Annotated in this window: 15 protein-coding genes; 7 read left to right on the top strand and 8 right to left on the bottom strand. The window is 59.6% G+C overall.

Translation table 11 applies throughout. The annotated features are described in order from the left end of the window. The first annotated feature begins 6 nt into the window (after positions 1–6). Both ACP7E0_RS04465 and ppx read left to right on the top strand, forming a co-directional pair. Complete coding sequence (locus ACP7E0_RS04465) at positions 7–2193, top strand: RNA degradosome polyphosphate kinase (protein ID WP_426123221.1); 2187 nt, start codon at positions 7–9, stop codon at positions 2191–2193. Positions 2194–2205: 12 nt separating this feature from the next. Next, entirely contained in the window at positions 2206–3726 is a 1521-nt protein-coding gene (gene ppx / locus ACP7E0_RS04460) for an exopolyphosphatase (RefSeq protein WP_426123220.1), read from the top strand. Positions 3727–4059: 333 nt separating this feature from the next. Here the strand turns inward: ppx and ACP7E0_RS04455 are convergent, their stop codons facing one another. From ACP7E0_RS04455 to ACP7E0_RS04445, 3 genes are all read right to left on the bottom strand, one after another. Continuing rightward, positions 4060–5418: an esterase-like activity of phytase family protein gene (locus ACP7E0_RS04455; protein ID WP_426123219.1), complete on the bottom strand. Its 1359-nt coding sequence runs from the start codon at positions 5416–5418 to the stop codon at positions 4060–4062. Positions 5419–5525: 107 nt separating this feature from the next. Beyond that, positions 5526–6593 (bottom strand): adenylate/guanylate cyclase domain-containing protein, encoded by a 1068-nt coding sequence (locus tag ACP7E0_RS04450; protein ID WP_426123218.1) that lies wholly within the window; start codon positions 6591–6593, stop codon positions 5526–5528. Between the two features lie 89 nt (positions 6594–6682). Beyond that, the gene (locus tag ACP7E0_RS04445) at positions 6683–7591 is read right to left on the bottom strand and encodes an AraC family transcriptional regulator (RefSeq protein WP_426123217.1); all 909 of its coding nucleotides are present in this window, start codon (positions 7589–7591) and stop codon (positions 6683–6685) included. Between ACP7E0_RS04445 and ACP7E0_RS04440 the strand changes: the two genes are divergently transcribed. Next, positions 7590–7997: a DUF2000 family protein gene (locus ACP7E0_RS04440; protein WP_426123216.1), complete on the top strand. Its 408-nt coding sequence runs from the start codon at positions 7590–7592 to the stop codon at positions 7995–7997. The two genes, ACP7E0_RS04445 and ACP7E0_RS04440, sit on opposite strands and share 2 nt — an antisense overlap. A gap of 103 nt (positions 7998–8100) precedes the next feature. Here the strand turns inward: ACP7E0_RS04440 and rnd are convergent, their stop codons facing one another. The 3 genes from rnd to ACP7E0_RS04425 form a co-directional block, all read right to left on the bottom strand. After that, a complete protein-coding gene (gene rnd / locus ACP7E0_RS04435; protein ID WP_426123215.1) occupies positions 8101–9246 on the bottom strand; it encodes a ribonuclease D in 1146 nt (381 codons plus the stop codon). 85 nt (positions 9247–9331) lie between these two features. Then, positions 9332–10735, bottom strand: a complete 1404-nt coding sequence (locus ACP7E0_RS04430) for a multicopper oxidase domain-containing protein (protein ID WP_426123214.1) — start codon at positions 10733–10735, stop codon at positions 9332–9334. A 100-nt stretch (positions 10736–10835) separates the two neighbouring features. Further along, positions 10836–12068 carry an MFS transporter gene (locus ACP7E0_RS04425; protein ID WP_426123213.1) on the bottom strand — a complete coding sequence of 411 codons (1233 nt, stop codon included), beginning with the start codon at positions 12066–12068 and terminating at the stop codon, positions 10836–10838. Positions 12069–12358: 290 nt separating this feature from the next. Between ACP7E0_RS04425 and aspS the strand changes: the two genes are divergently transcribed. The 3 genes from aspS (at position 12359) to ACP7E0_RS04410 (ending at position 15218) form a co-directional block, all read left to right on the top strand. Continuing rightward, a complete protein-coding gene (gene aspS, locus ACP7E0_RS04420) occupies positions 12359–14155 on the top strand; it encodes an aspartate--tRNA ligase (RefSeq protein ID WP_426123211.1) in 1797 nt (598 codons plus the stop codon). A 76-nt stretch (positions 14156–14231) separates the two neighbouring features. Then, entirely contained in the window at positions 14232–14414 is a 183-nt protein-coding gene (locus ACP7E0_RS04415) for a hypothetical protein (protein ID WP_426123210.1), read from the top strand. Positions 14415–14591: 177 nt separating this feature from the next. Continuing rightward, a complete protein-coding gene (locus ACP7E0_RS04410; RefSeq protein WP_426123209.1) occupies positions 14592–15218 on the top strand; it encodes a Fic family protein in 627 nt (208 codons plus the stop codon). 257 nt (positions 15219–15475) lie between these two features. Here ACP7E0_RS04410 and ACP7E0_RS04405 read toward each other — a convergent pair whose 3' ends face one another. Beyond that, the gene (locus tag ACP7E0_RS04405; RefSeq protein ID WP_426123208.1) at positions 15476–16669 is read right to left on the bottom strand and encodes a hypothetical protein; all 1194 of its coding nucleotides are present in this window, start codon (positions 16667–16669) and stop codon (positions 15476–15478) included. 151 nt (positions 16670–16820) lie between these two features. Further along, on the bottom strand, positions 16821–17222 hold the full coding sequence (locus ACP7E0_RS04400; protein ID WP_426123206.1) for a hypothetical protein: 402 nt from the start codon (positions 17220–17222) through the stop codon (positions 16821–16823). Positions 17223–17421: 199 nt separating this feature from the next. On the opposite strand from ACP7E0_RS04400, the gene parC reads away from it, so the two are divergent. Next, entirely contained in the window at positions 17422–19698 is a 2277-nt protein-coding gene (gene parC, locus ACP7E0_RS04395; protein WP_426123205.1) for a DNA topoisomerase IV subunit A, read from the top strand. Positions 19699–19712 lie beyond the last annotated feature (14 nt).

Genomic DNA, 19712 nt, shown 5'->3' with positions numbered 1-19712 from the left:
GGGATAATGGACACTGTGACATCTGCAACGACTGCAAACGCGCCGGTGGCCGACGAAATCGACCTGATGAACAGCCCCGAGCGCTTCATCAACCGCGAATTCTCCTGGCTGCAGTTCAATCGCCGCGTCCTTGAGGAAACTCTTAATACCGCCCATCCGCTCTTGGAGCGCGTCCGCTTCCTGTCGATTTCCGCCGCCAATCTTGACGAATTTTTCATGGTGCGTGTCGCTGGTCTTGAAGGGCAGGTTCGCCAGGGTGTCGTCGTGCGTAGCCCGGATGGCAAGACGCCGGTCGAGCAGCTGCAGGATATCCTCAAGGAAATCGACAATCTGCAGATGGAGCAGCAGGCCTCGCTGGCCGTGCTGCAGCAATATCTCGCCAAGGAAGACATTCTGATCGTCCGGCCGATCTCGCTGTCGGCGCAAGATCGCGGATGGCTTGCCACCGAATTCGAGCAGGCGATCTTCCCGGTCTTGACACCGCTTTCGATCGATCCCGCCCATCCGTTTCCGTTCATCCCCAACCTCGGCTTCACCATGGGCCTGCAGCTGACGAGCACGCGCGGGCGCGAGCCGATGACGGCGCTTTTGCGTCTTCCGGTCGCGCTGGACCGCTTCATCCGGCTGCCCGATTCAAAATCGGTGATCCGTTACATCACCCTGGAGGATGCCGTCGGCCTGTTCATCGAACGGCTGTTTCCGGGCTATGAGGTCAAGGGTTCCGGCACCTTCCGCATCATTCGCGACAGCGATATCGAGGTCGAGGAAGAAGCCGAAGATCTCGTGCAATTCTATGAGACCGCTCTGAAGCGGCGCCGGCGCGGTTCGGTCATTCGCATCGAGATCGATTCGGAAATGCCGCTGGAACTGCGCCAGTTCGTCGTCGGCGAACTCGGCGTTCCGGAAAACCGCGTTGCGGTCTTGCCGGGCCTTCTGGCACTCAACACGCTCTCGGAGATCACCAAGGCGCCGCGCGAGGATTTGCGCTTCGAGCCGTACAATGCGCGATTTCCCGAGCGCGTCCGCGAACATGCCGGAGACTGCCTCGCCGCTATCCGCGAAAAGGACATGGTCGTCCACCACCCCTATGAAAGCTTCGACGTGGTGGTCCAGTTTCTGCTCCAGGCTGCGCGCGATCCTGACGTTCTGGCGATAAAGCAGACGCTGTACCGCACCTCCAACGACAGCCCGATCGTCCGCGCGCTGATCGATGCGGCTGAAGCCGGCAAGTCGGTAACGGCGCTGGTCGAGCTGAAGGCCCGTTTCGACGAAGAGGCCAACATCCGCTGGGCGCGAGACCTCGAACGCGCCGGCGTGCAGGTGGTGTTCGGCTTCATCGAACTGAAGACGCATGCCAAGATGTCGATGGTGGTGCGCCGCGAGGAAGGCAAGCTTCGGACCTACTGTCATCTCGGCACCGGCAACTATCATCCGGTCACGGCAAAGATCTACACCGACCTGTCCTTCTTCACCTGCAATCCGAAGATTGCCCATGACATGGCCAACATCTTCAATTTCATCACCGGCTACGGCGAGCCAGAAGCCGGCATGAAGTTGGCGATTTCGCCGCACACGCTGCGCCCGCGCATCCTGCAGCACATCGGTGAGGAGATCGTCCATGCCGAAGCCGGCCGTCCGGCCTCGATCTGGATGAAGATGAATTCGCTGGTCGATCCGGAAATCATCGATGCGCTCTACCGTGCCAGCCGCGCGGGGGTTCAGATCGACCTGGTGGTGCGCGGTATCTGCTGCCTGCGGCCGCAGGTTCCGGGGCTATCCGACAAGATCCGCGTCAAGTCGATCGTCGGGCGCTTCCTCGAGCATTCACGCATCTTCTGTTTCGGCAACGGCCATGGGCTTCCCTCCGAGCACGCGCTCGTCTATATCGGATCGGCGGACATGATGCCGCGTAATCTGGACCGGCGGGTGGAGACCCTTGTGCCTCTCATCAACCGGACTGTGCATGAACAGGTGCTGTCGCAGATCATGCTGGGTAATCTCATCGATAACCAGCAGAGCTACGAGATCCTTCCTGACGGAACGTCGCGGCGCATGGAAGTCGCCAAGGATTCCGAACCGTTCAATGCGCAGGTCTATTTCATGACCAATCCCAGCCTGTCCGGGCGGGGAGAGGCTTTGAAATCCAGCACGCCGAAGGTAATTGCCGGCTGGGATAGCGGCCGCAGAAGATAAAACTGGAATTGCATGGTAGAGTCTGAAGCCCAGGGGCGTTTGCCTGGTATTGCCCCGGTCTCCGTCGTGGACATTGGGTCGAACTCGATTCGACTTGTGATCTATGAGGGGCTGAGCCGGTCACCGGCCATTCTGTTCAATGAAAAGGTCATGTGCGGTCTCGGCAAGGGCATCGATGCGACCGGCCGGATGGACGCCGAAAGCGTCGAGCGGGCGCTGAAGGCGCTGCACCGGTTCCGGGCATTGTCGACGCAGGCGCGGGCCTCCACGGTTTTCGTGCTGGCGACAGCCGCCGCACGCGACGCCTCGAACGGTCCGGATTTCATCCGCCGCGCAGAGATAATCCTCGGACAGAAGGTCCGCGTGCTGACCGGTGAGGAGGAAGCCTACTTCTCCGCGCTCGGCATCATCAGCGGCTATCACGATCCCGATGGCGTTGTCGGTGACTTCGGTGGCGGTTCGCTGGAGCTTGTCGATGTCTTCGGCCCCAAGGTCGGAAAAGGCATCACCCTGCCGCTTGGCGGTATCCGCCTGTCGGAACATGCCGAGGGATCGGTCGTCAAGGCCCGCAGCCATGTGCGCCGCTACCTGAAGGGCGCACAGGTCCTGCAGAATGCCGGCGGCCGCACGTTCTACGCGGTCGGTGGTACCTGGCGCTCGATCGCCAAGCTGCATATGGAATTGCGTGATTATCCGCTGCACATGATGCAGGGCTACGAAATCTCCTTTGACGAAGCCATGGCCTTCCTTCCGGAAGTGATCGATCCCAAGGATGTCAAATCGCCGGCTTACGCGCATATTTCGAAGAGCCGCCGCGCCCTGCTGCCGTTCGGCGCCGTCGCCCTGCAGGAAGTCGTCGCCCAGATGAAACCGTCGGTGATTTCGTTTTCGGCGCTCGGCGTTCGGGAGGGCTATCTCTATTCGCTGCTGTCCGACACGGTTCGCGCTCACGATCCGCTGCTGGCTGCCGCGCGCGAAATCGCCATCCTGCGCGCCCGCTCGCCCGAACATGCCCGCGAGCTTGCCGACTGGAGCGGCAAGATGGTGCCGCATTTCGGCATCGCCGAGACCGAGGAAGAGGGCCGCTACCGACAGGCAGCCTGCCTGCTCGCAGATATCAGCTGGCGCGCCCATCCGGATTATCGCGGCCTGCAGGCGCTCAACATCATCGCCCACAGCACGTTTTCCGGGATTACCCATGCTGGCCGCGCCTATATCGCGCTGGCCAACTATTACCGTTTCGAGGGCCTGAACGACGACGGCGCCACCGAGCCCTTAGCGGCAATCGCCACGCCGCGCCTTTTGGAACTGGCAAAGCTTCTTGGCGGTCTTTTGAGGGTGGTCTATCTTCTGTCGGCATCCATGCCCGGCGTCGCGCGCAATCTCGATATCCGGCCATCGGCCTCGCCAGACCTCGATCTCGAGTTCATCGTCCCATCCGCCTATTCGGAATTTGCCGGCGAACGGCTCGACGGCCGTCTGCAGCAACTTGCCAAGCTGACCGGCAAGCGGATCGCGTTCCGGTTCGAGTAACCAATAGGTGACTGGGTATAGGCGCAGCGATCTGGTATCGCTGGATCGGTGACCAGGCCCTGGGAATGTTCTCGTTGGCGAAGCGGCACAACCCAACCCCGTCATCCTCGCCCTCGTGGCGGGGATCCAGCGACCCGACGCCCGTCGGGTCAAAAGACTCTTCCAGCTCAAAGACTTGAGCTGACTGGATCCCGGAACAAGTCCGGGATGATGGAGAGTGTGGAATGTATCCCGCACGCATTACTAATGTTATGAAAGTAGGCAACGTCACGGCTGTCAGCAGTTTAAAGGCCCCACTACTCCCGTTGCGGGGCCTTCGTCTTTTGGAATGGCTTACTTGGCGTTCAGGAATTCGCCGACTTCGAGCAGGACGAATTCGTTGTCGTCGGCCTTGTCGAGCGAGCGGCCAGCCGAGAACGGCAGGTTGTTGTCGTTGCCGACGATGATGTGGGTGTCATCGACGCGGTCGACGTTCTCGATGGTGACGAACGGCATGTCATAAAAACCTTCGCCGCCGCCCTGGCGCTTCTTGTTGTCCGGGTCGGCGATCTTCAGGAGATCGATATAGCCGATCTTGCGCACGGCCTTGCCGGCGTTGTCATCGGTCATCTCGATCTTGTAGATGCGCTTGACCTTGGAGCCGACGGCAAAGCAGTCCGGCTTCGGTTCCTTCGGGTTGGCGCAGGCCTTGTCGACAGTGCCGGCACCATTGTCGCGCTCGATCACCAGAGCGGTCTTGTCGTCGAGCATGTTGAAATCGCCGATGGCTTCGCCGCCTTCAGCCAGCGGATAGAGCCAGCTGCGGCCGGTCCAGGCCTTGGATGCGACATCGAGTTCGATGATGCGCAATGCCGGGCGGCCTTCGGCCTGCTCGACTGTTTCGGCGTCGGTCCAGAGCGGGCCTTCGAGCAGGCCGTAGAGCTTGCTTCCGTCCTTCGACAGGGCCAGGCCTTCATAGCCGCCGGAACGCTTGACGTTGAGTGCGGGCATCGGCTTTGAAGGGTCGGCCTGAACAGTCAGCGTCGGGTTGTCGGGCGACATCACCGGCTTGTCGTTGACCGTGGTGGCGATGACGTCGGTCAGCTTGCCGTCGAGGTCGAACTTCAGGATATAGGGGCCGAATTCCTCGCCGACCCAGAAACCGTCGGCAACCGGCTGGATGGATTCGACGTCGAAATCAGCGCCCGTCAGGTAGCGCGTCGCCGCACCTTCCATGACGATCGGGAACGGGGCCTTCTTGTCGGGATCGGACAGGAACAGCGTCTTCACGGCTTCGACCTTGCCGGCGTCCCAGTCGATCTTGATATTGTGCAGCATCAGCATCGTGTCGGACGAGTTCAGTTTCGAGCCGAAACCGTTGTCGGACATGCTCCAGAAGGTGCCGTCCGCCATGGTCTTGATACCGGAAAATCCCTGCATCGGCTGGCCATCGAAGGGCAGCGACAGGCCAGTCAGGCGCACGCCGTCCTTGCCGGGCACCGTGCCGAGAGCCTCAGTGCGCTTGCGGTCCGGCGTCGTGAACTTGCCCGATGTCTTCAGGTAGTCGGCAGCATCCGCAGGGGCAGCGATGATCGTGTTGGCCGGCAGGATGGCGTGGGCGGCAAGCTTGGCCGGGAAGACGGTGTCTTCGGCAAAAGCGGCCGATGTCATCAGAAGGCTGAAAGCCACGGAAGCGAAGAGAGCGTTTTTCATGATGTCCCCATTGAGCGGTTGGTCGAGGGGTTCCGCTTAGCAGGGCTTTGATGTCGGCGACTTGACGGCTGGATGAAGCTTTGGTGACGGTGGTAATGGCAGGCCGCTTACTCGGCTGGTATCCGCAGTTCGAAGGGGGCGAGAAGCTCGGCTTTGGCTTGCTCGGCCAGTGCCATGACGCCGAGCGTTTGGCCACGCCCCTTGACGGCATGCGTGCCCAGATCTTCGATGGCGATCGTGTCAGGAAAGCTGATGCGATGGGCAAGTTCCGTCGAGATCAGTACCTGCCTGCCCAGCGACTTGCACAAGGATTCCAGCCGCGCCGTCGTATTCACCGTATCGCCGAAATAAGCGATCTTGTGATGATCGACGCCGATTTCCGCCGTGATGATGAATCCGCCGTGAAGGGCTGCGCGCAGCCGCGGAACGTGGCCGAAATTCTTGTGCCAGGTATCCGCATTGGCCTCGATGTCATCAAGGATATCGAAGACGCAGCGAACGCAGCGGGCAAATTTGACACCTCTGGCCAGAGGCCAGGTGACGATGGCGGCGTCGCCGACATAGTCATCGATCGCACCCTTGTGACGCCGGACCGGTTCGGCGAAAGCCGCAAACAAGGCTTTGAGAAACTCCTGCGCGCGCAAGTCGCCGTGCTTTTCGGCAAAGGACGTCGAATCGGCGAGGTCGATGAACAGGAAGACGCGCTCCTCCTTCACCGGCCGGCGGTAGCGGCTGATCAGCATGCTGGTGAACACGTCGCGCCCCAGCAGGTCGCGCACGCGCAGGATGAAGACGATCAGGGCGCAGACGGCAAGCGCATAGAGGAAGACGTTAAAAGGCATCACGATGGCCTCGGCCAGCGGTTTCTGCGGCATAAACCCGAGCGATCGCATCAGCAGGGTCGCCAGTGCATACCCGATGCTCATCAGGATTTCGTAGATGACCAGCGCTGCCGCGATGAAGGCAAAGGTCGGAAGCCGCTCGATGCGCCGGTAAAGCGGCCGCAACAGGATGCGCCGTTCGAAGGCGATCATTGGCATGTTCATGAAGGCCGCGAAGACCGCACCGATGATGATCGGTTCACCGGGATAGGCCACAAGGCCGTAGAGTACACCGCTCAGCGCCATGCCAAGGGTGATCAGCAGCCAGTTCTCCGTTGGGGATATTTCTCTCATGAATCGGTTCCACTTCCCCGTGCAGGCAGGTATTGTTCCCCTTGGACAGGTCGGGTCAAGCGATTTTGTGTAACGGTTTGTCGCATCCTTTAAGCCCGGCCGCGAAGGCTTGCCCAGCGTCCCGGTGTCATCCCGTGGGCCTTCTTGAAGTGCCGGGTGAAATGCGCCTGGTCGGAAAAGCCAGTTTCGAGCGCGATCTCGACGAGGCTCCTGCCGCTGCCGATCATGCCGCGCGCCCGCTCAAGCCGGCGCATCACGAGATAGCGGTGCGGGCTGGTGCCAACACTCCAGCGGAAATGCCGGGCGAGCGTAAACCGGTCGAGGCCGCTCACAGCCTCGAGTTCACCGGAGGTCACCTGCCGGTCGGAATGCGCCTGCAGAAAGTCGCAGGCGCTGCGGATTGCCGTGGGATCGAACGCCCGGCCGGAGGCCTTGCCGCCGCCGTCCGAATGCCGCAGCAGGGCGTCGGCGATACCGGTGAGCATTTCGTCCAGCTGCAGGTCGCCGATCGCGCCATCCAAATCGCGCATTACCTCCGCAAGACTTGCGGCAAAGGCTTGGTCGGCGATAACGGGCGAGGGAACGAAGGGCAGGCCGCGTGGATTGTCACTGAGCGCACCGCTCAGCATTGCCGGCGGTAGATAAATCATCCGGTAGCGCAGACCTTCGTCGGTTCCGGCACCGCCATCATGTACCTCGTCGGGATGCAGCACGATGATATTACCGGGCTGGCTGTAGCGGACTATTCCACGGTAGCGGAACGCCTGAACACCTTGCAGCGTCAGGCCAAGCGCATAGGTGTCATGGCGATGCGGCTCGAAGGCGTCGCCGTGAAAATGCGCCTCGATCCTCTCGATGCCACCCGAGGCGGGCGCGACCCTGATGCTGTCAAAGGTCGCCGATGTGCACGAACGTTCAAGATCGCCACCGCCCGCGCGGGCTATGGAGCCCCCGGACGCTTCGAGCGTCCTGTTTCCTAAAGTGGAGTTGGCATTCATGTTCGAGACCAAATTTGCAATCGTGCTGCGCGAGGACCTGGCCGTCTGGCAAAAGCTGAACGTCACGGCGTTCCTGACCAGCGGCATTGTTGCCGAAAAGCCCGGCATCATCGGTGAAGTCTACCGCGATGCGGATGGCAACGTCTACAATCCCTTGAGCATCCAGCCGGTCATCGTGCTATCCGCCGACGAAAAGACCATTGCCGCTATTCATCGCCGGGCACTGGAGCGCGCGGTCAAGACGTCGCTCTATGTCGAAGAAATGTTTTCAACCGGCCATGATGCGGCCAACCGCGAGGTGTTCGCCCGGTTTGGTCCAGACAATGCCAAGGTTGTCGGCATTGCGCTTCACGCCGACAAGAAGATCACTGACAAGATCACCAAGGGTGCAAAGATGCACCCCTAGAGCAATTTCAGCAAAAGTGCGCAGCGGCCGAAATTGCGGCAAAACAAAAAGATAGAGCGTTTTTGCGATCCGAAGAAAAGCGGAAATGCTCTAGCGAAATGTCTTAAAGTTCCACGGCTTCGATCTTGCGATCGACGAAACGTAGGGCGACTTCGCCGTTGATCAGTTTTAACGCGGTATCGCCGAACAGTTCGCGACGCCAGCCTTTCAAGGCGCCGACATCGGCGTTCGGGCCTTCCGACGCGATCCGTTCGAGATCCTCGCTATTGGCGATGATCTTGGCGGCGACGCCCTGTTTTTCGGCGATCAGCTTCAACAGCACCTTGAGCATTTCGCCGGCGGCCTGGGCGCCTTCCGGCGCCTGGTTCTGGCGCGGCAGCTTCGGCATATCGGCCTTGGGCAATTCGAGCGCGGCGTTGACTGCCTCGAGGATTGCCGTGCCTGCAGAGGAGCGCTCCCAGCCCTTGGGGATGGTGCGAAGACGCGAGAGGGCTTCCATGTCCTTTGGCTGCTGCTGAGCGATCTCGTAGAGACCGTCGTCCTTGAGGATGCGGCCGCGCGGAACGTTGCGGCTGCGCGCCTCGCGTTCGCGCCAGGCGGCGACCTTCTGCAGGACGGCGAGTTCGATCGGCTTCTTCAGCCGCATCTTGAGGCGCTGCCAGGCGTCGTCCGGATGGATATCGTAGGTTTCCTTGGCCTCGAGGATGGCCATTTCCTCAGTCAGCCATAGCGAGCGGCCTTCGCGCTCAAGCTCGGTCTTCAGGTGCAGGTAGACATCGCGCAGATGGGTAACGTCGGCCAGCGCATAATCGAGCTGCTTTTCCGACAGCGGCCGGCGGCTCCAGTCGGTGAAGCGCGAGGACTTGTCGATATGAACGTTCTTGATGCGGCTGACCAGCTGATCGTAGGAGACGCTGTCGCCGAAGCCGCAGACCATGGCGGCGACCTGCGTATCGAAGATCGGATGCGGGATCAGCTTGCCGAGATTGTAGATGATTTCGATGTCCTGGCGGGCCGCATGGAACACTTTGACCACGTCCGTATTGGCCATCAGCTCGAAAAACGGCGCAAGGTCGATATCCTTTGCCATCGGATCGACAATGACGGCAATATCCGGCCCAGCCATCTGAATCAGGCAGAGCTGCGGCCAGAAGGTCGTCTCGCGGAGAAATTCCGTATCGATCGTCAGGTATTCCCCGCTGGCCAGCGTTTCGCAGGCGGCGGCAAGTTCGGCGGTTGTCTCGATCATCAAACTTCAATCACTGTGGCGGAAATGCGGCCGTTAAAACTCACCCGATGTATCCCGTCGCGCCCGGTGCCACAACGAAAAAAGCTCAAACGACGCGGAAATATCCCGACATTCCCGTCTTCTGGTGCTCGATGATATGGCAGTGGAGCAGCCAGTCGCCGGGATTGTCGGCAACAAGACCGAGTTCCGCCTGTTCGTCGGGCAAAAGCAGGATCGTGTCTGTCGGCGGCGGTAGGATGGTGCGCTTGTTGGAACTGAGGATGCGGAAGCTCAGGCCATGCAGGTGGATCGGGTGTGCATGCGGGGTGCGGTTCCTGACCTGCAGCACATAGCTCTTGCCCAATTTCAGCTCGGAAACCGGGGCTCCCGGATCCGGCGTATCGCCCTGCCACGGCACCTTGTTGATCGCCCAGAACGTATAGCCGATCGTGCCGCAGATGCTGGGAACCGGTGCATGTTCGGCCGTTGCGGTAAAATCGAGCGGAATGCGCGTCGCCGTCGAAAGATCGGCCTCGGCAACCGGATTGGCCGGCAACGGTTTCACATCACGGATATCGCGCTTCAGCGAGGTGCCGGTTGCGCGCAGCGTTGCCACCGTGAAGGGGTTCGAGCCGCGGAAATTGCCGATCTTGACCACGGCGCCTTCCTTGTCCGGCATGCGCACGACCAGTTCGACGCGCTGGCCGGGGCCGACAGCGAGGAGTTCGAGCGGAAAGGGCGCATCGACCGGATTGCCGTCAAGCGCGATCACCACAGCCGGCGCGCCTTCTGCGGCAAGCGAATAGATGCGCGTCACGTCGGTGGCGGCGATGCGGATGCGAACGAGACCGCCCGAAGGTGCGTCATAGCGCGGCTGCTGCTGCCAGTTGGTGGTGCGCACCGTGCCATAGGTACCGCCGCGTGCGGCATCGCGTGGCTTGAACGGCGCAATGAAGGCGCCGCCGGTGCCGAGCCGCCAGTCGCGCAGGTTGAGCACGATCTCGGCGTCGAAGACGGGATCATCGGGATTCTCGACGACGATGACGCCGGTCAGCCCGTGGCCCATCTGAGTCAAGGTGTTGCAATGCGGATGGTACCAGAAGGTGCCGGCATCCGGCGGCGTGAAGGCATAGTCGAAAGCATCGCCGGGATAAACGTAAGGTTGGGTCATCTCCGGCACGCCATCCATGGCGTTGACGATGCGCAGGCCGTGCCAGTGGACCGTCGTCGGCTCGTCCAGGGCATTCATCAGCCGGGCGGCGAAGGGCTCGTCCTTTTTCATGCGGATCACCGGCGGCATGCCTGTAGCAGGCGCCTCGCTTGTGCCGTAGGTCATGATTTTCGGGGTGATGCCGTCAGTGGCCAGTTTTGCCTCGGTAAATTGCGCCTTGAGCAGCATCGGCGCCGGGGCCGCAATGCCATTTCGCGCCGCAAGCCCACCACCGATGGCAAAGGAGGCAGTGGCCGCAGCCGATCCTTTCAGAAGTGTACGGCGGCTGATGATCGGCATGGGCAGGATTCCGGACATTGAGATGCCCCCGTTTAAACTTGAAGGCGACATTCATCAATTGGCATTTGCGCGCATCTTGCCGCAGTCCGCCGGCCAAATGTTACTTCTTGTCCTCGGGCCTGGCCGCCAGCTTGTTGAAGAAGGAGGAGGTGCGCAAAAGGTTGCGAAACCGCATCGAGCGCTCCCCGGCAGGGACCGCACCGCGCGCCATCATTCGCTGCAGCGTATAGAGCATGAAGGCGGCGAGCACGGCGGCGGTATAGATGAACAGCGCCTGCGGCCCAAAAATATCCAGCATGAACGAGGCAAACAGCGGCCCGATAATCGCCCCGCACGACCAGAAGAACAGCATGCCGGCCGAAACCAGCGCGTGCTGCCCCTCGGCGGCATGATCGTTGGCATGGGCAGAACACAGCGAATAGAGCGGCATGGCGAAGGCGCCGAAGATGAAGATGCCGATGAAATTCAGCCATTCGTCGCTGCCGGCATAAAACGCGAGGAAAAGCCCCGCCAGCAGCGAGCCGAAGGTGGCAAACAGAATGATCAGCCGCCGGTCCAGCCGGTCGGAATAAAGCCCGAGCGGATATTGCAGCACCACGCCGCCGATGATCCCGACGCTCATGAAGGTGGCGATCGCGGTGATCGACAGGCCGATGCCCTCGGCATAGATCGGTCCGAGCGAGCGGAAGGTGGAGTTGGTGAGCCCGACGACGATGCAGCCGATCGTCGCCAGCGGCGAGATATTCCACAGCGCCCTGACGTCGAACTTGATCGCCTCCGGCAACCCAGGGCTGGAGCGGTCGGCAAAGGATATCGGCACTAGCGACAGGGTGAGCGCCATCGAGACGATGGCAAACAGCTGGAACCCCTCGATACCAACGGTCGGAATCAGGTACTGCGCCGCCGTCACCGAGCCGAGATCGACCAGCCGGTAGATCGACAGAGTGCGGGCACGGTTGGAATTGTTGACCCGGGCATTCAGCCAGCTCTCAACGGTGGCAAACAGGCTGGCAAAACAGATGCCGGCAATCAGCCGCATCAGGAACCAGAACCACGGATCGATCAAAAGCACCATGGCCAGCGAGGCTGCCGATGCAATCGCCGCCATTGCCGAAAACGTCCTTATATGACCGATCGAGCGCAGGATACGCGTCACATAGATGCAGCCGATGGCAAAGCCGATATTGTAGCCGGTGCCGACAAGGCCGATCAGCGATGTCGAAAAGCCCTCCTGCAGGGCGCGCAGCGAAATATAGGTCCCCTGCAACCCGTTGCCGCCGATCAGGATGCCGGCGGTGATGAGGAGAGGGATGAGCGGGCGAAGCTGCGACATGACGAAACGTATCCGGGCGGACGCGACTCCATGCCGGCGTGCCATGCCTCAGTCTTAGACGCAGCCATCCGGCAAAAACAGTCACGATAATTGATGGTCCGGTCAGCATCCGGCATGAATGGGCGGCTTCCGCAGTCGCGCAAACGCGGTCCTATGGTTGTCTTTGATTGCCTGCGCGCACGTCCCGGCCTTGACAAATCGGCCCCACCATGCGCTTTTCCGCCCGATTTTGACGCTGCCGCAGCGCGCTTTGGCGTGGCCGCGCAGCCCCTTGGTTCCAGGATAATATCATGCATCGTTACCGCAGCCACACTTGTGCCGCTCTTCGCAAAGCCGATGTCGGCCAGACCGTCCGCATCTCCGGCTGGGTCCACCGCGTTCGCGACCATGGCGGCCTGCTGTTCATCGATCTTCGCGATCACTATGGCATGACGCAGATCGTCGTCGATCCCGACTCACCGGCTTTCAAGGCGGCCGAGACGGTGCGCGGCGAATGGGTCATCCGCATCGATGGTACCGTCAAGGCGCGCTCGGACGAGACCGTCAACAAGCAGATGGCAACCGGCGAGATCGAACTCTACGCGCAGGAGATCGAAGTGCTCTCTGCTTCCAAGGAACTGCCGCTGCCGGTGTTCGGCGAGCCGGACTATCCGGAAGACATCCGGCTCAAGTACCGCTTCCTCGACCTGCGCCGCGAAACGCTGCACAAGAACATCGTCAAGCGCAGCCAGATCATTTCTGACATGCGCTCGCGGATGAACTCGGCCGGCTTTGCCGAATATTCGACACCGATCCTGACGGCCTCGTCGCCGGAAGGCGCGCGCGACTTTTTGGTGCCGAGCCGTATTCATCCCGGCACGTTCTTCGCGCTGCCGCAGGCGCCGCAGCAGTACAAGCAGCTGTTGATGGTCGCCGGTTTCGACCGCTACTTCCAGATCGCCCCGTGCTTCCGCGACGAAGACCCGCGCGCCGACCGCCTGCCGGGCGAATTCTACCAGCTCGACCTGGAAATGAGCTTCGTTACCCAGGAAGACGTCTGGGACACGATGGCACCGATCATGACCGGCGTGTTCGAGCAGTTTGCCGAGGGCAAGCCTGTTACCAAGGAATGGCCGCGTATTCCTTATGACCAGGCGATCCGCAAATACGGTTCCGACAAGCCGGACCTGCGCAACCCGATCGAGATGCAGGCCGTCACCGAACATTTCGCCGGCTCCGGTTTCAAGGTGTTTGCCGGCATGATCGAGCGCGATCCGAAGGTCGAGGTCTGGGCGATCCCGGCCAAGACCGGTGGTTCGCGTGCCTTCTGCGACCGCATGAATGCTTGGGCGCAGTCGACCGGCCAGCCGGGCCTCGGCTACATTTTCTGGCGCAAGGAAGAAGACGGCACGACTGCCGGCTCCGGTCCGCTTGCCAAGAACATCGGCGAGGAACGCACCGAAGCGCTGCGCACGCAGCTTGGTCTTGACGCAGGCGATGCCTGCTTCTTCGTCGCCGGCGATCCGGCAAAATTCTACAAGTTCGCAGGCGAAGCCCGCACCAAGGCCGGCGAGGACCTGAACCTCATCGACCGCGACCGTTTCGAGCTTTGCTGGATCATCGACTTCCCGTTCTACGAATGGAGCGAGGAAGACAAGAAAGTCGATTTCGCCCACAACCCGTTCTCGATGCCGCAGGGTGGTCTCGAGGCGCTGCAGACGCAGGACCCGTTGACGATCAAGGCTTATCAGTATGACGCCGTCTGCAACGGCTTCGAGATTGCTTCGGGCTCGATCCGTAACCAGTCGCCGGAACTGATGGTCAAGGCGTTCGAACTGGTTGGCCTGTCCCAGACGGACGTTGAAGAGCGTTTCGGCGGCATGTACCGCGCCTTCCAGTACGGTGCACCTCCGCATGGCGGCTGCGCCTTCGGTATCGACCGTGTCGTCATGCTGTTGCTCGGCGCCAAGAACCTGCGCGAGATCACGCTGTTCCCAATGAACCAGCAGGCACAGGACCTCCTGATGAACGCACCGGCCCCTGCCATGCCGAAGCAGCTGCTGGAACTGTCGCTGCGTGTCATCCCGCCGCTGAAGAAGGACATATAAAAAATAGATGACTAGATATACGGCCTTCCACTGCCACAATGGTTTGTTAAACTCTATAAAAATGGGAGATTCTAAAATGAGCACAGAGTTAAACGAACTTATTGAAAAAGCTAGAAAAATAGTGATGAATGATGACCACCGGGAAGAGCAGCGGCGAAGCTTTGCTTACGGGTCTGCCAAAATAGAAAATGATGATATAACGCGTGAAATTATTGACCAGGCTGCAGCCCGTTTGAGTTCACGAAAAAATGGCGAATGACAGATCGAGTGAGGCGGATGAGCCAATTTTGGTTCATGATGCTCAAGAGGTTGCCCGGATTGAGGCTGAAAATACCCTGCGGCAGTTCGATGCCGCTATGGAAGAATTAAAGCTATGGATAGGCAGTCAGAATTATAAACTTCGGCCTTCCACAATCATGAGGTTGAACGGAATGCGTTGGAGCGCCTTAGCAAATACGCAGGTGTAACACGCCCTGGAAATATAAAAATTACTGGTAGTACGCATATTCCTGTAGAAGCAAAAGAAGTACCGAGATTTTTGGAGGAGTTTTGTGATTACATAAATGATAATTGGCATGATAAGAATGCGATACATCTCTCTGCATACTCTTTATGGAAGATAAACTGGATACACCCATTCGTTGATGGCAACGGAAGGACTTCAAGGATACTATCTTATTTAATAATTTGCGCTAAACTTGGTTATCGTCTTCCCGGCGTGAAAACAGTACCTGATCAAATAGCCTCCAATAAACATCCATACTATAAAGCTCTAGAGGCTGCGGATGTGGCATTTTCTGCTGGCCGAATTGATGTCGGTGAGCTGGAGAAATTAGTTGATGCACATTTGGCCGTGCAGTTGCTGGATATTCATAAAAGGGCAGCCTCAGGAAATGGCGACGACCGTGCTGCTGTCGCCGAAATGCCTGAATACGGACCACCGAAGAGTTTAATAAATATAGAGAACAATTTTAACTTGGTGTCTCATATTGAGAAGCATCCAGTAGTTTATACTTTTATTGGCGGTTTTGTGTTGTTGGTGATTAGTGCTCTGTTGTCTTAGATTGTCTTGGCTATATTTCTTGATAACGTCCGTTGGTACGTAGATGTTATTCCCGACACTGTCGACCTTCATTTGATGTGAGGCGTGACAATTGATACCTATACTATGTTCGGTGGGTGCAAAATGATCGTTATCCGCGAGCGCGTAGCGCGTGTAGTCATCAAGGTTTAGGAAATAATCTATATGCAATGTAAACCCTGGCCGTTTACTAACGGCCAGGGTTTATTTTTAATTAGCGGATACCTTTCGAAGAAAGATCAGTCGTTCGCGCTAACCTTGACGCCAAGCACGCCCGGTACCGTGTTCGGCGCGCCCATGGCGGCGCCGATGATCATCGGGAACGGAACCGGGTTGGCCGGTTCGGCCGAGATCGTCAGGCTCTTGGGTGCATCCAGATAGGTGTTGACGGCACTCGAGACCTGGTTCTGCAGTTCCGGCACGTTCAGCTGTGCCATCATCAACGGCACCATGCCCTTCAGCGACTGCGCCAGCTGATCGCCCGTGGTGCCCTGCTGGGAGCCGATATAGTCGAGAACGCGCTTGGTGATTGTTGCGTCGTCGAAGCGGATCGAGGCGCTGTTGAACGTCAGCTGCTGGATCAGGCCCATCATCGACAGGCCCATGGCCTGATTGGCCTCTTCCTTGTTCGGATTGGTTTCCGCTGCCTTCATGGCTTCCTGCACGGACTTCATGAAGTCCAGCGTGTAGCCGGAAACGTCGAAGGCGATCGCCAGGCGGCCGACATTGGCGAAGTCGAAGGCATATTCCTCAAGCGAGACATTGCCCGTGGCCACTTCCCAGCTGCCCTTCATCGTCATCTCGCCGGCAAGGTTTTTCAGGCCGAGCTTTTCAATCGCATCCTTCGACTTGGGGTCCTCGACGCCGGAGAGGTCGGCCTTGATGCCCGAGAAGGTGGCGTCAAAATCGAAACCGGCGTCGCTTTCCTGCTTCGTCAGGTTGGCTTCCGATTCGTCCATCGAAAACACTGGCTTGCCCTTGGCGGTGACTGTCACCGGGCCAGTCGTTGCGGATTCGTAAAGGACGATATCGTTGACCGTGCCTCCGGCCGGATTGCCGGGTATGCTGAGGCCGCCGACGGAGATGTCCTTGGCGGTAATCGCTGTTTCGTCTTCCTTGACGTCGACATCCGGCAGCGTGACGGTTTCGGCATAGTAGCCGCCGCCATCGGTTTCCTCGACGCCCTCAAGCGTAACGTGGCCGATCTTGAAATCCTTGCCGGGGGCGGCCGTCGATTTGACGCTGACGCCGGTAAGCGTCACCGTCGTGCCATCGACAGCGACCTTTTCATAGGCAACGGTTGCGCCATTGAGGGCATAGGCGGCGTTCAGCTTGGTGACGAGATCCGCGCCGTCGAGCGCGAAGGCCGGACCGGAAAGGCCGATAAAAGCGGCGCTCGCTAGCATCAGACGAAGGTTGCGGGTAGGCATCATGGAGCGGTTCCTTGTTGTAAAGCTCTAATTTCGAAGGCATTTCTAATACGGATTAAGGCCGAAATATATTCGAATTGCTTCGACAGGCTATGTTTCGTTCGAGCGCCCGTTTTTGGGACAAAAATTGCTGCCTGGCGGTTTCCGAACGCGCCTATTTCACCACGACATCGAGTTTATGCTGCTTGTACTGGGTGTCGGAGCTTCCCTCGTAGCGCTGCATGCTGGCGCCAAAGGTGAAGCTGTCCTTGCCGCGATAGCCAGGCTGTGGCTTGAAAAAGATCATCATGCCCAAAGCCGGCTTGCCGTCGCAAAGGCGGGAAATGTTGCTGATCTTGTATTTCGTCCATTGAAACCGGACGGTGCCATACGCGGGCGCCTTGACGACTTTCATTTTCGGCTTAGCGATATTGCGGCAGTTTGCCGTTACACCGGTGATGAAGTTGACGGCCGTTTCGCGATTGGCAGGGATTGCTGCTTCTTCTGCGCTTGCTGGTTGGCTGGCAAGCATGGCGAGAGCGGCGGCAATCGTGGCAAGTTTCGACGGGATGCGCATTCCATAACCTTTGCTGGAGAATCGGTATTGATTTCACCAGTGGCCAATTAGCACGGATACAACCATATGGGGTATATGGCCGGGTGCATTTTAGCGATCACTGCCTGACGCTGGGCAAGACCCAGCCACACACGGGTTCTCCACAGCGCAATGCCCTGCAATCCTTGCCGTTCAGGGTTTGTTGCGGTAGCAAGAAACCATGGGAAAGAGCCTTTTGCCGCCGTCGGGCGGAGACGATCACATTGTGCCGGTTGACCTCAAGGCGGCGCTGGAAGAGCGCTACCTTGCCTATGCGCTATCGACCATCATGCACCGGGCACTGCCCGATGTGCGCGACGGCCTGAAGCCGGTCCATCGCCGCATCATCCATGCCATGAGCGAAATGGGGCTGCGCTCCAATTCGTCGTTCAAGAAATGCGCCCGTATCGTCGGCGACGTCATCGGTAAGTTCCATCCGCATGGCGACCAGTCGGTCTATGATGCGCTGGTGCGCCTGGCGCAGGATTTCTCGCAGCGTTACCCGATCGTCGATGGCCAGGGCAATTTTGGCAATATCGACGGCGACAGTGCGGCCGCTTACCGGTACACCGAAGCCCGTATGACCGATGTGGCGAGCCTTCTGCTTGAAGGCATCGACCAGGACGCGGTGGATTTTCGCCCAACCTACAATGAGGAAGATCAGGAGCCGGTCGTCATGCCTGGCGCCTTCCCGAACCTTTTGGCGAACGGCGCTTCCGGCATCGCCGTCGGCATGGCGACCTCGATCCCGCCGCACAACGCCCATGAACTTTGCGACGCCGCACTGCACCTGATCAAGAACCCGGGCGCGACCATCGAAGAGCTGATGCTCGATCCGAACAATCCGGAGCGTGGCGGTATCGAAGGCCCCGACCTTCCGACCGGCGGCATCATCATCGATAGCCGCGAGAGCATCATCGAGGCCTACAAGACCGGCCGCGGCGGGTTTCGCGTTCGTGCAAAATGGGAAGTCGAGGATACCGGCCGCGGTGGCTACCAGATCATCGTCACCGAAATTCCCTTCCAGGTGCAGAAGTCGCGGTTGATCGAAAAGATCGCCGAACTGCTGATCGCCCGCAAGCTGCCGCTGCTTGAAGACGTGCGCGACGAATCGGCCGAGGATGTCCGCCTCGTTCTGGTGCCGAAGAGCCGCTCGGTCGATCCGACGATCCTGATGGAATCGCTGTTCAAGCTGTCGGAACTGGAAAACCGCATTCCGCTGAACATGAACGTGCTGTCCATGGGACGCGTTCCCAAGGTGATGGCGCTGAACGAGGTTCTGCTGGAGTGGCTGGACCATCGCCGCGATGTGCTGCAGCGCCGCTCGCGCTTCCGGCTGGCCGCCATCGACCGCCGTCTGGAAATCCTCGGCGGCTACCTGATCGCCTATCTCAACCTCGACGAGGTGATCCGCATCATCCGCGAAGAGGATGAGCCCAAGCCCGCCTTGATGGAGCGTTTCACACTCACCGACCTGCAGGCCGAATCGATTCTCAACATGCGCCTGCGCTCTTTGCGCAAGCTGGAAGAGTTTGAGATCCGCACCGAATTCGACTCCTTGTCGAAGGAGAAGGCAGAAATCGAGACGCTATTGGCGTCCGACGAAAAGCAGTGGCAGACCGTTGCGTGGGAAATCGGCGAGGTGAAGAAGAAATTCGCCAAGGCCACCGAAATCGGCCGCCGCCGCACGCTGTTCTCCAATGCGCCGGAAGCCGATCTGGAAGCGATCCAGCAGGCGATGATCGAGAAGGAACCGATCACCGTCGTCATCTCTGAAAAGGGCTGGATCCGGGCGCTGAAGGGCCACATTTCGGATGTCTCGACGCTGCAGTTCAAGGAAGGCGACGGGCTGAAACTGTCGTTCCCGGCCTCGACCACCGACCGCATCCTCGTTGTCACCACCGGCGGCAAGGCCTATACGTTGGGCGGCGACAAGCTGCCGGGCGGACGCGGGCATGGCGAACCGCTGCGCATTATCGTCGACATGGAAAACGACCAGGACGTGCTGACCGCCTTCGTCCACGATCCCGCGCGAAAACTGCTGATCTCGTCGGCAGCCGGCAACGGTTTCGTGGTGCTGGAGGGCGATATGGCTGCCAATACCCGCAAGGGCAAGCAGATCATGAACGTTGCCATGCCGGATGAAGCCAAGCTGGTCATTCCGGTCAAGGGCGATCATGTCGCCATCGTCGGTGAAAACCGCAAGATGCTGGTCTTCCCGCTCGCTCAAATTCCGGAAATGGGTCGCGGCAAGGGTGTTCGCCTGCAGCGCTACAAGGATGGCGGTGTCTCCGACATGCGCTGCTTCGCTATCGCAGACGGCCTCACCTGGGCCGACAGCGCCGGCCGCAGCTTCACCAAGAGCAAGGACGAATTGCTCGAATGGATCGGCGACCGCGCAACGGCGGGCAGGGCAGTGCCGAAGGGCTTCCCGAGGAGTGGTAAGTTTACGGGGTGATCGGGTTTGTTACG

The sequence above is a fragment of the Pararhizobium sp. PWRC1-1 genome (genome assembly GCF_049897905.1).
Taxonomy (GTDB): Bacteria; Pseudomonadota; Alphaproteobacteria; order Rhizobiales; family Rhizobiaceae; genus Pararhizobium.
This window is presented reverse-complemented; position numbering and strand designations above follow the sequence as displayed.

What these genes read in the sequence shown, in the direction of transcription:
- ACP7E0_RS04465 (WP_426123221.1), top strand. Translation starts at nt 7, where the DNA reads ATGGACACTGTGACATCTGCAACGACTGCAAACGCGCCGGTGGCCGAC.
- ppx (WP_426123220.1), top strand. Translation starts at nt 2,206, where the DNA reads ATGGTAGAGTCTGAAGCCCAGGGGCGTTTGCCTGGTATTGCCCCGGTC.
- ACP7E0_RS04455 (WP_426123219.1), bottom strand. Translation starts at nt 5,418, where the DNA reads ATGAAAAACGCTCTCTTCGCTTCCGTGGCTTTCAGCCTTCTGATGACA.
- ACP7E0_RS04450 (WP_426123218.1), bottom strand. Translation starts at nt 6,593, where the DNA reads ATGAGAGAAATATCCCCAACGGAGAACTGGCTGCTGATCACCCTTGGC.
- ACP7E0_RS04440 (WP_426123216.1), top strand. Translation starts at nt 7,590, where the DNA reads ATGTTCGAGACCAAATTTGCAATCGTGCTGCGCGAGGACCTGGCCGTC.
- ACP7E0_RS04445 (WP_426123217.1), bottom strand. Translation starts at nt 7,591, where the DNA reads ATGAATGCCAACTCCACTTTAGGAAACAGGACGCTCGAAGCGTCCGGG.
- rnd (WP_426123215.1), bottom strand. Translation starts at nt 9,246, where the DNA reads ATGATCGAGACAACCGCCGAACTTGCCGCCGCCTGCGAAACGCTGGCC.
- ACP7E0_RS04430 (WP_426123214.1), bottom strand. Translation starts at nt 10,735, where the DNA reads ATGCCGATCATCAGCCGCCGTACACTTCTGAAAGGATCGGCTGCGGCC.
- ACP7E0_RS04425 (WP_426123213.1), bottom strand. Translation starts at nt 12,068, where the DNA reads ATGTCGCAGCTTCGCCCGCTCATCCCTCTCCTCATCACCGCCGGCATC.
- aspS (WP_426123211.1), top strand. Translation starts at nt 12,359, where the DNA reads ATGCATCGTTACCGCAGCCACACTTGTGCCGCTCTTCGCAAAGCCGAT.
- ACP7E0_RS04415 (WP_426123210.1), top strand. Translation starts at nt 14,232, where the DNA reads ATGAGCACAGAGTTAAACGAACTTATTGAAAAAGCTAGAAAAATAGTG.
- ACP7E0_RS04405 (WP_426123208.1), bottom strand. Translation starts at nt 16,669, where the DNA reads ATGATGCCTACCCGCAACCTTCGTCTGATGCTAGCGAGCGCCGCTTTT.
- ACP7E0_RS04400 (WP_426123206.1), bottom strand. Translation starts at nt 17,222, where the DNA reads ATGCGCATCCCGTCGAAACTTGCCACGATTGCCGCCGCTCTCGCCATG.
- parC (WP_426123205.1), top strand. Translation starts at nt 17,422, where the DNA reads ATGGGAAAGAGCCTTTTGCCGCCGTCGGGCGGAGACGATCACATTGTG.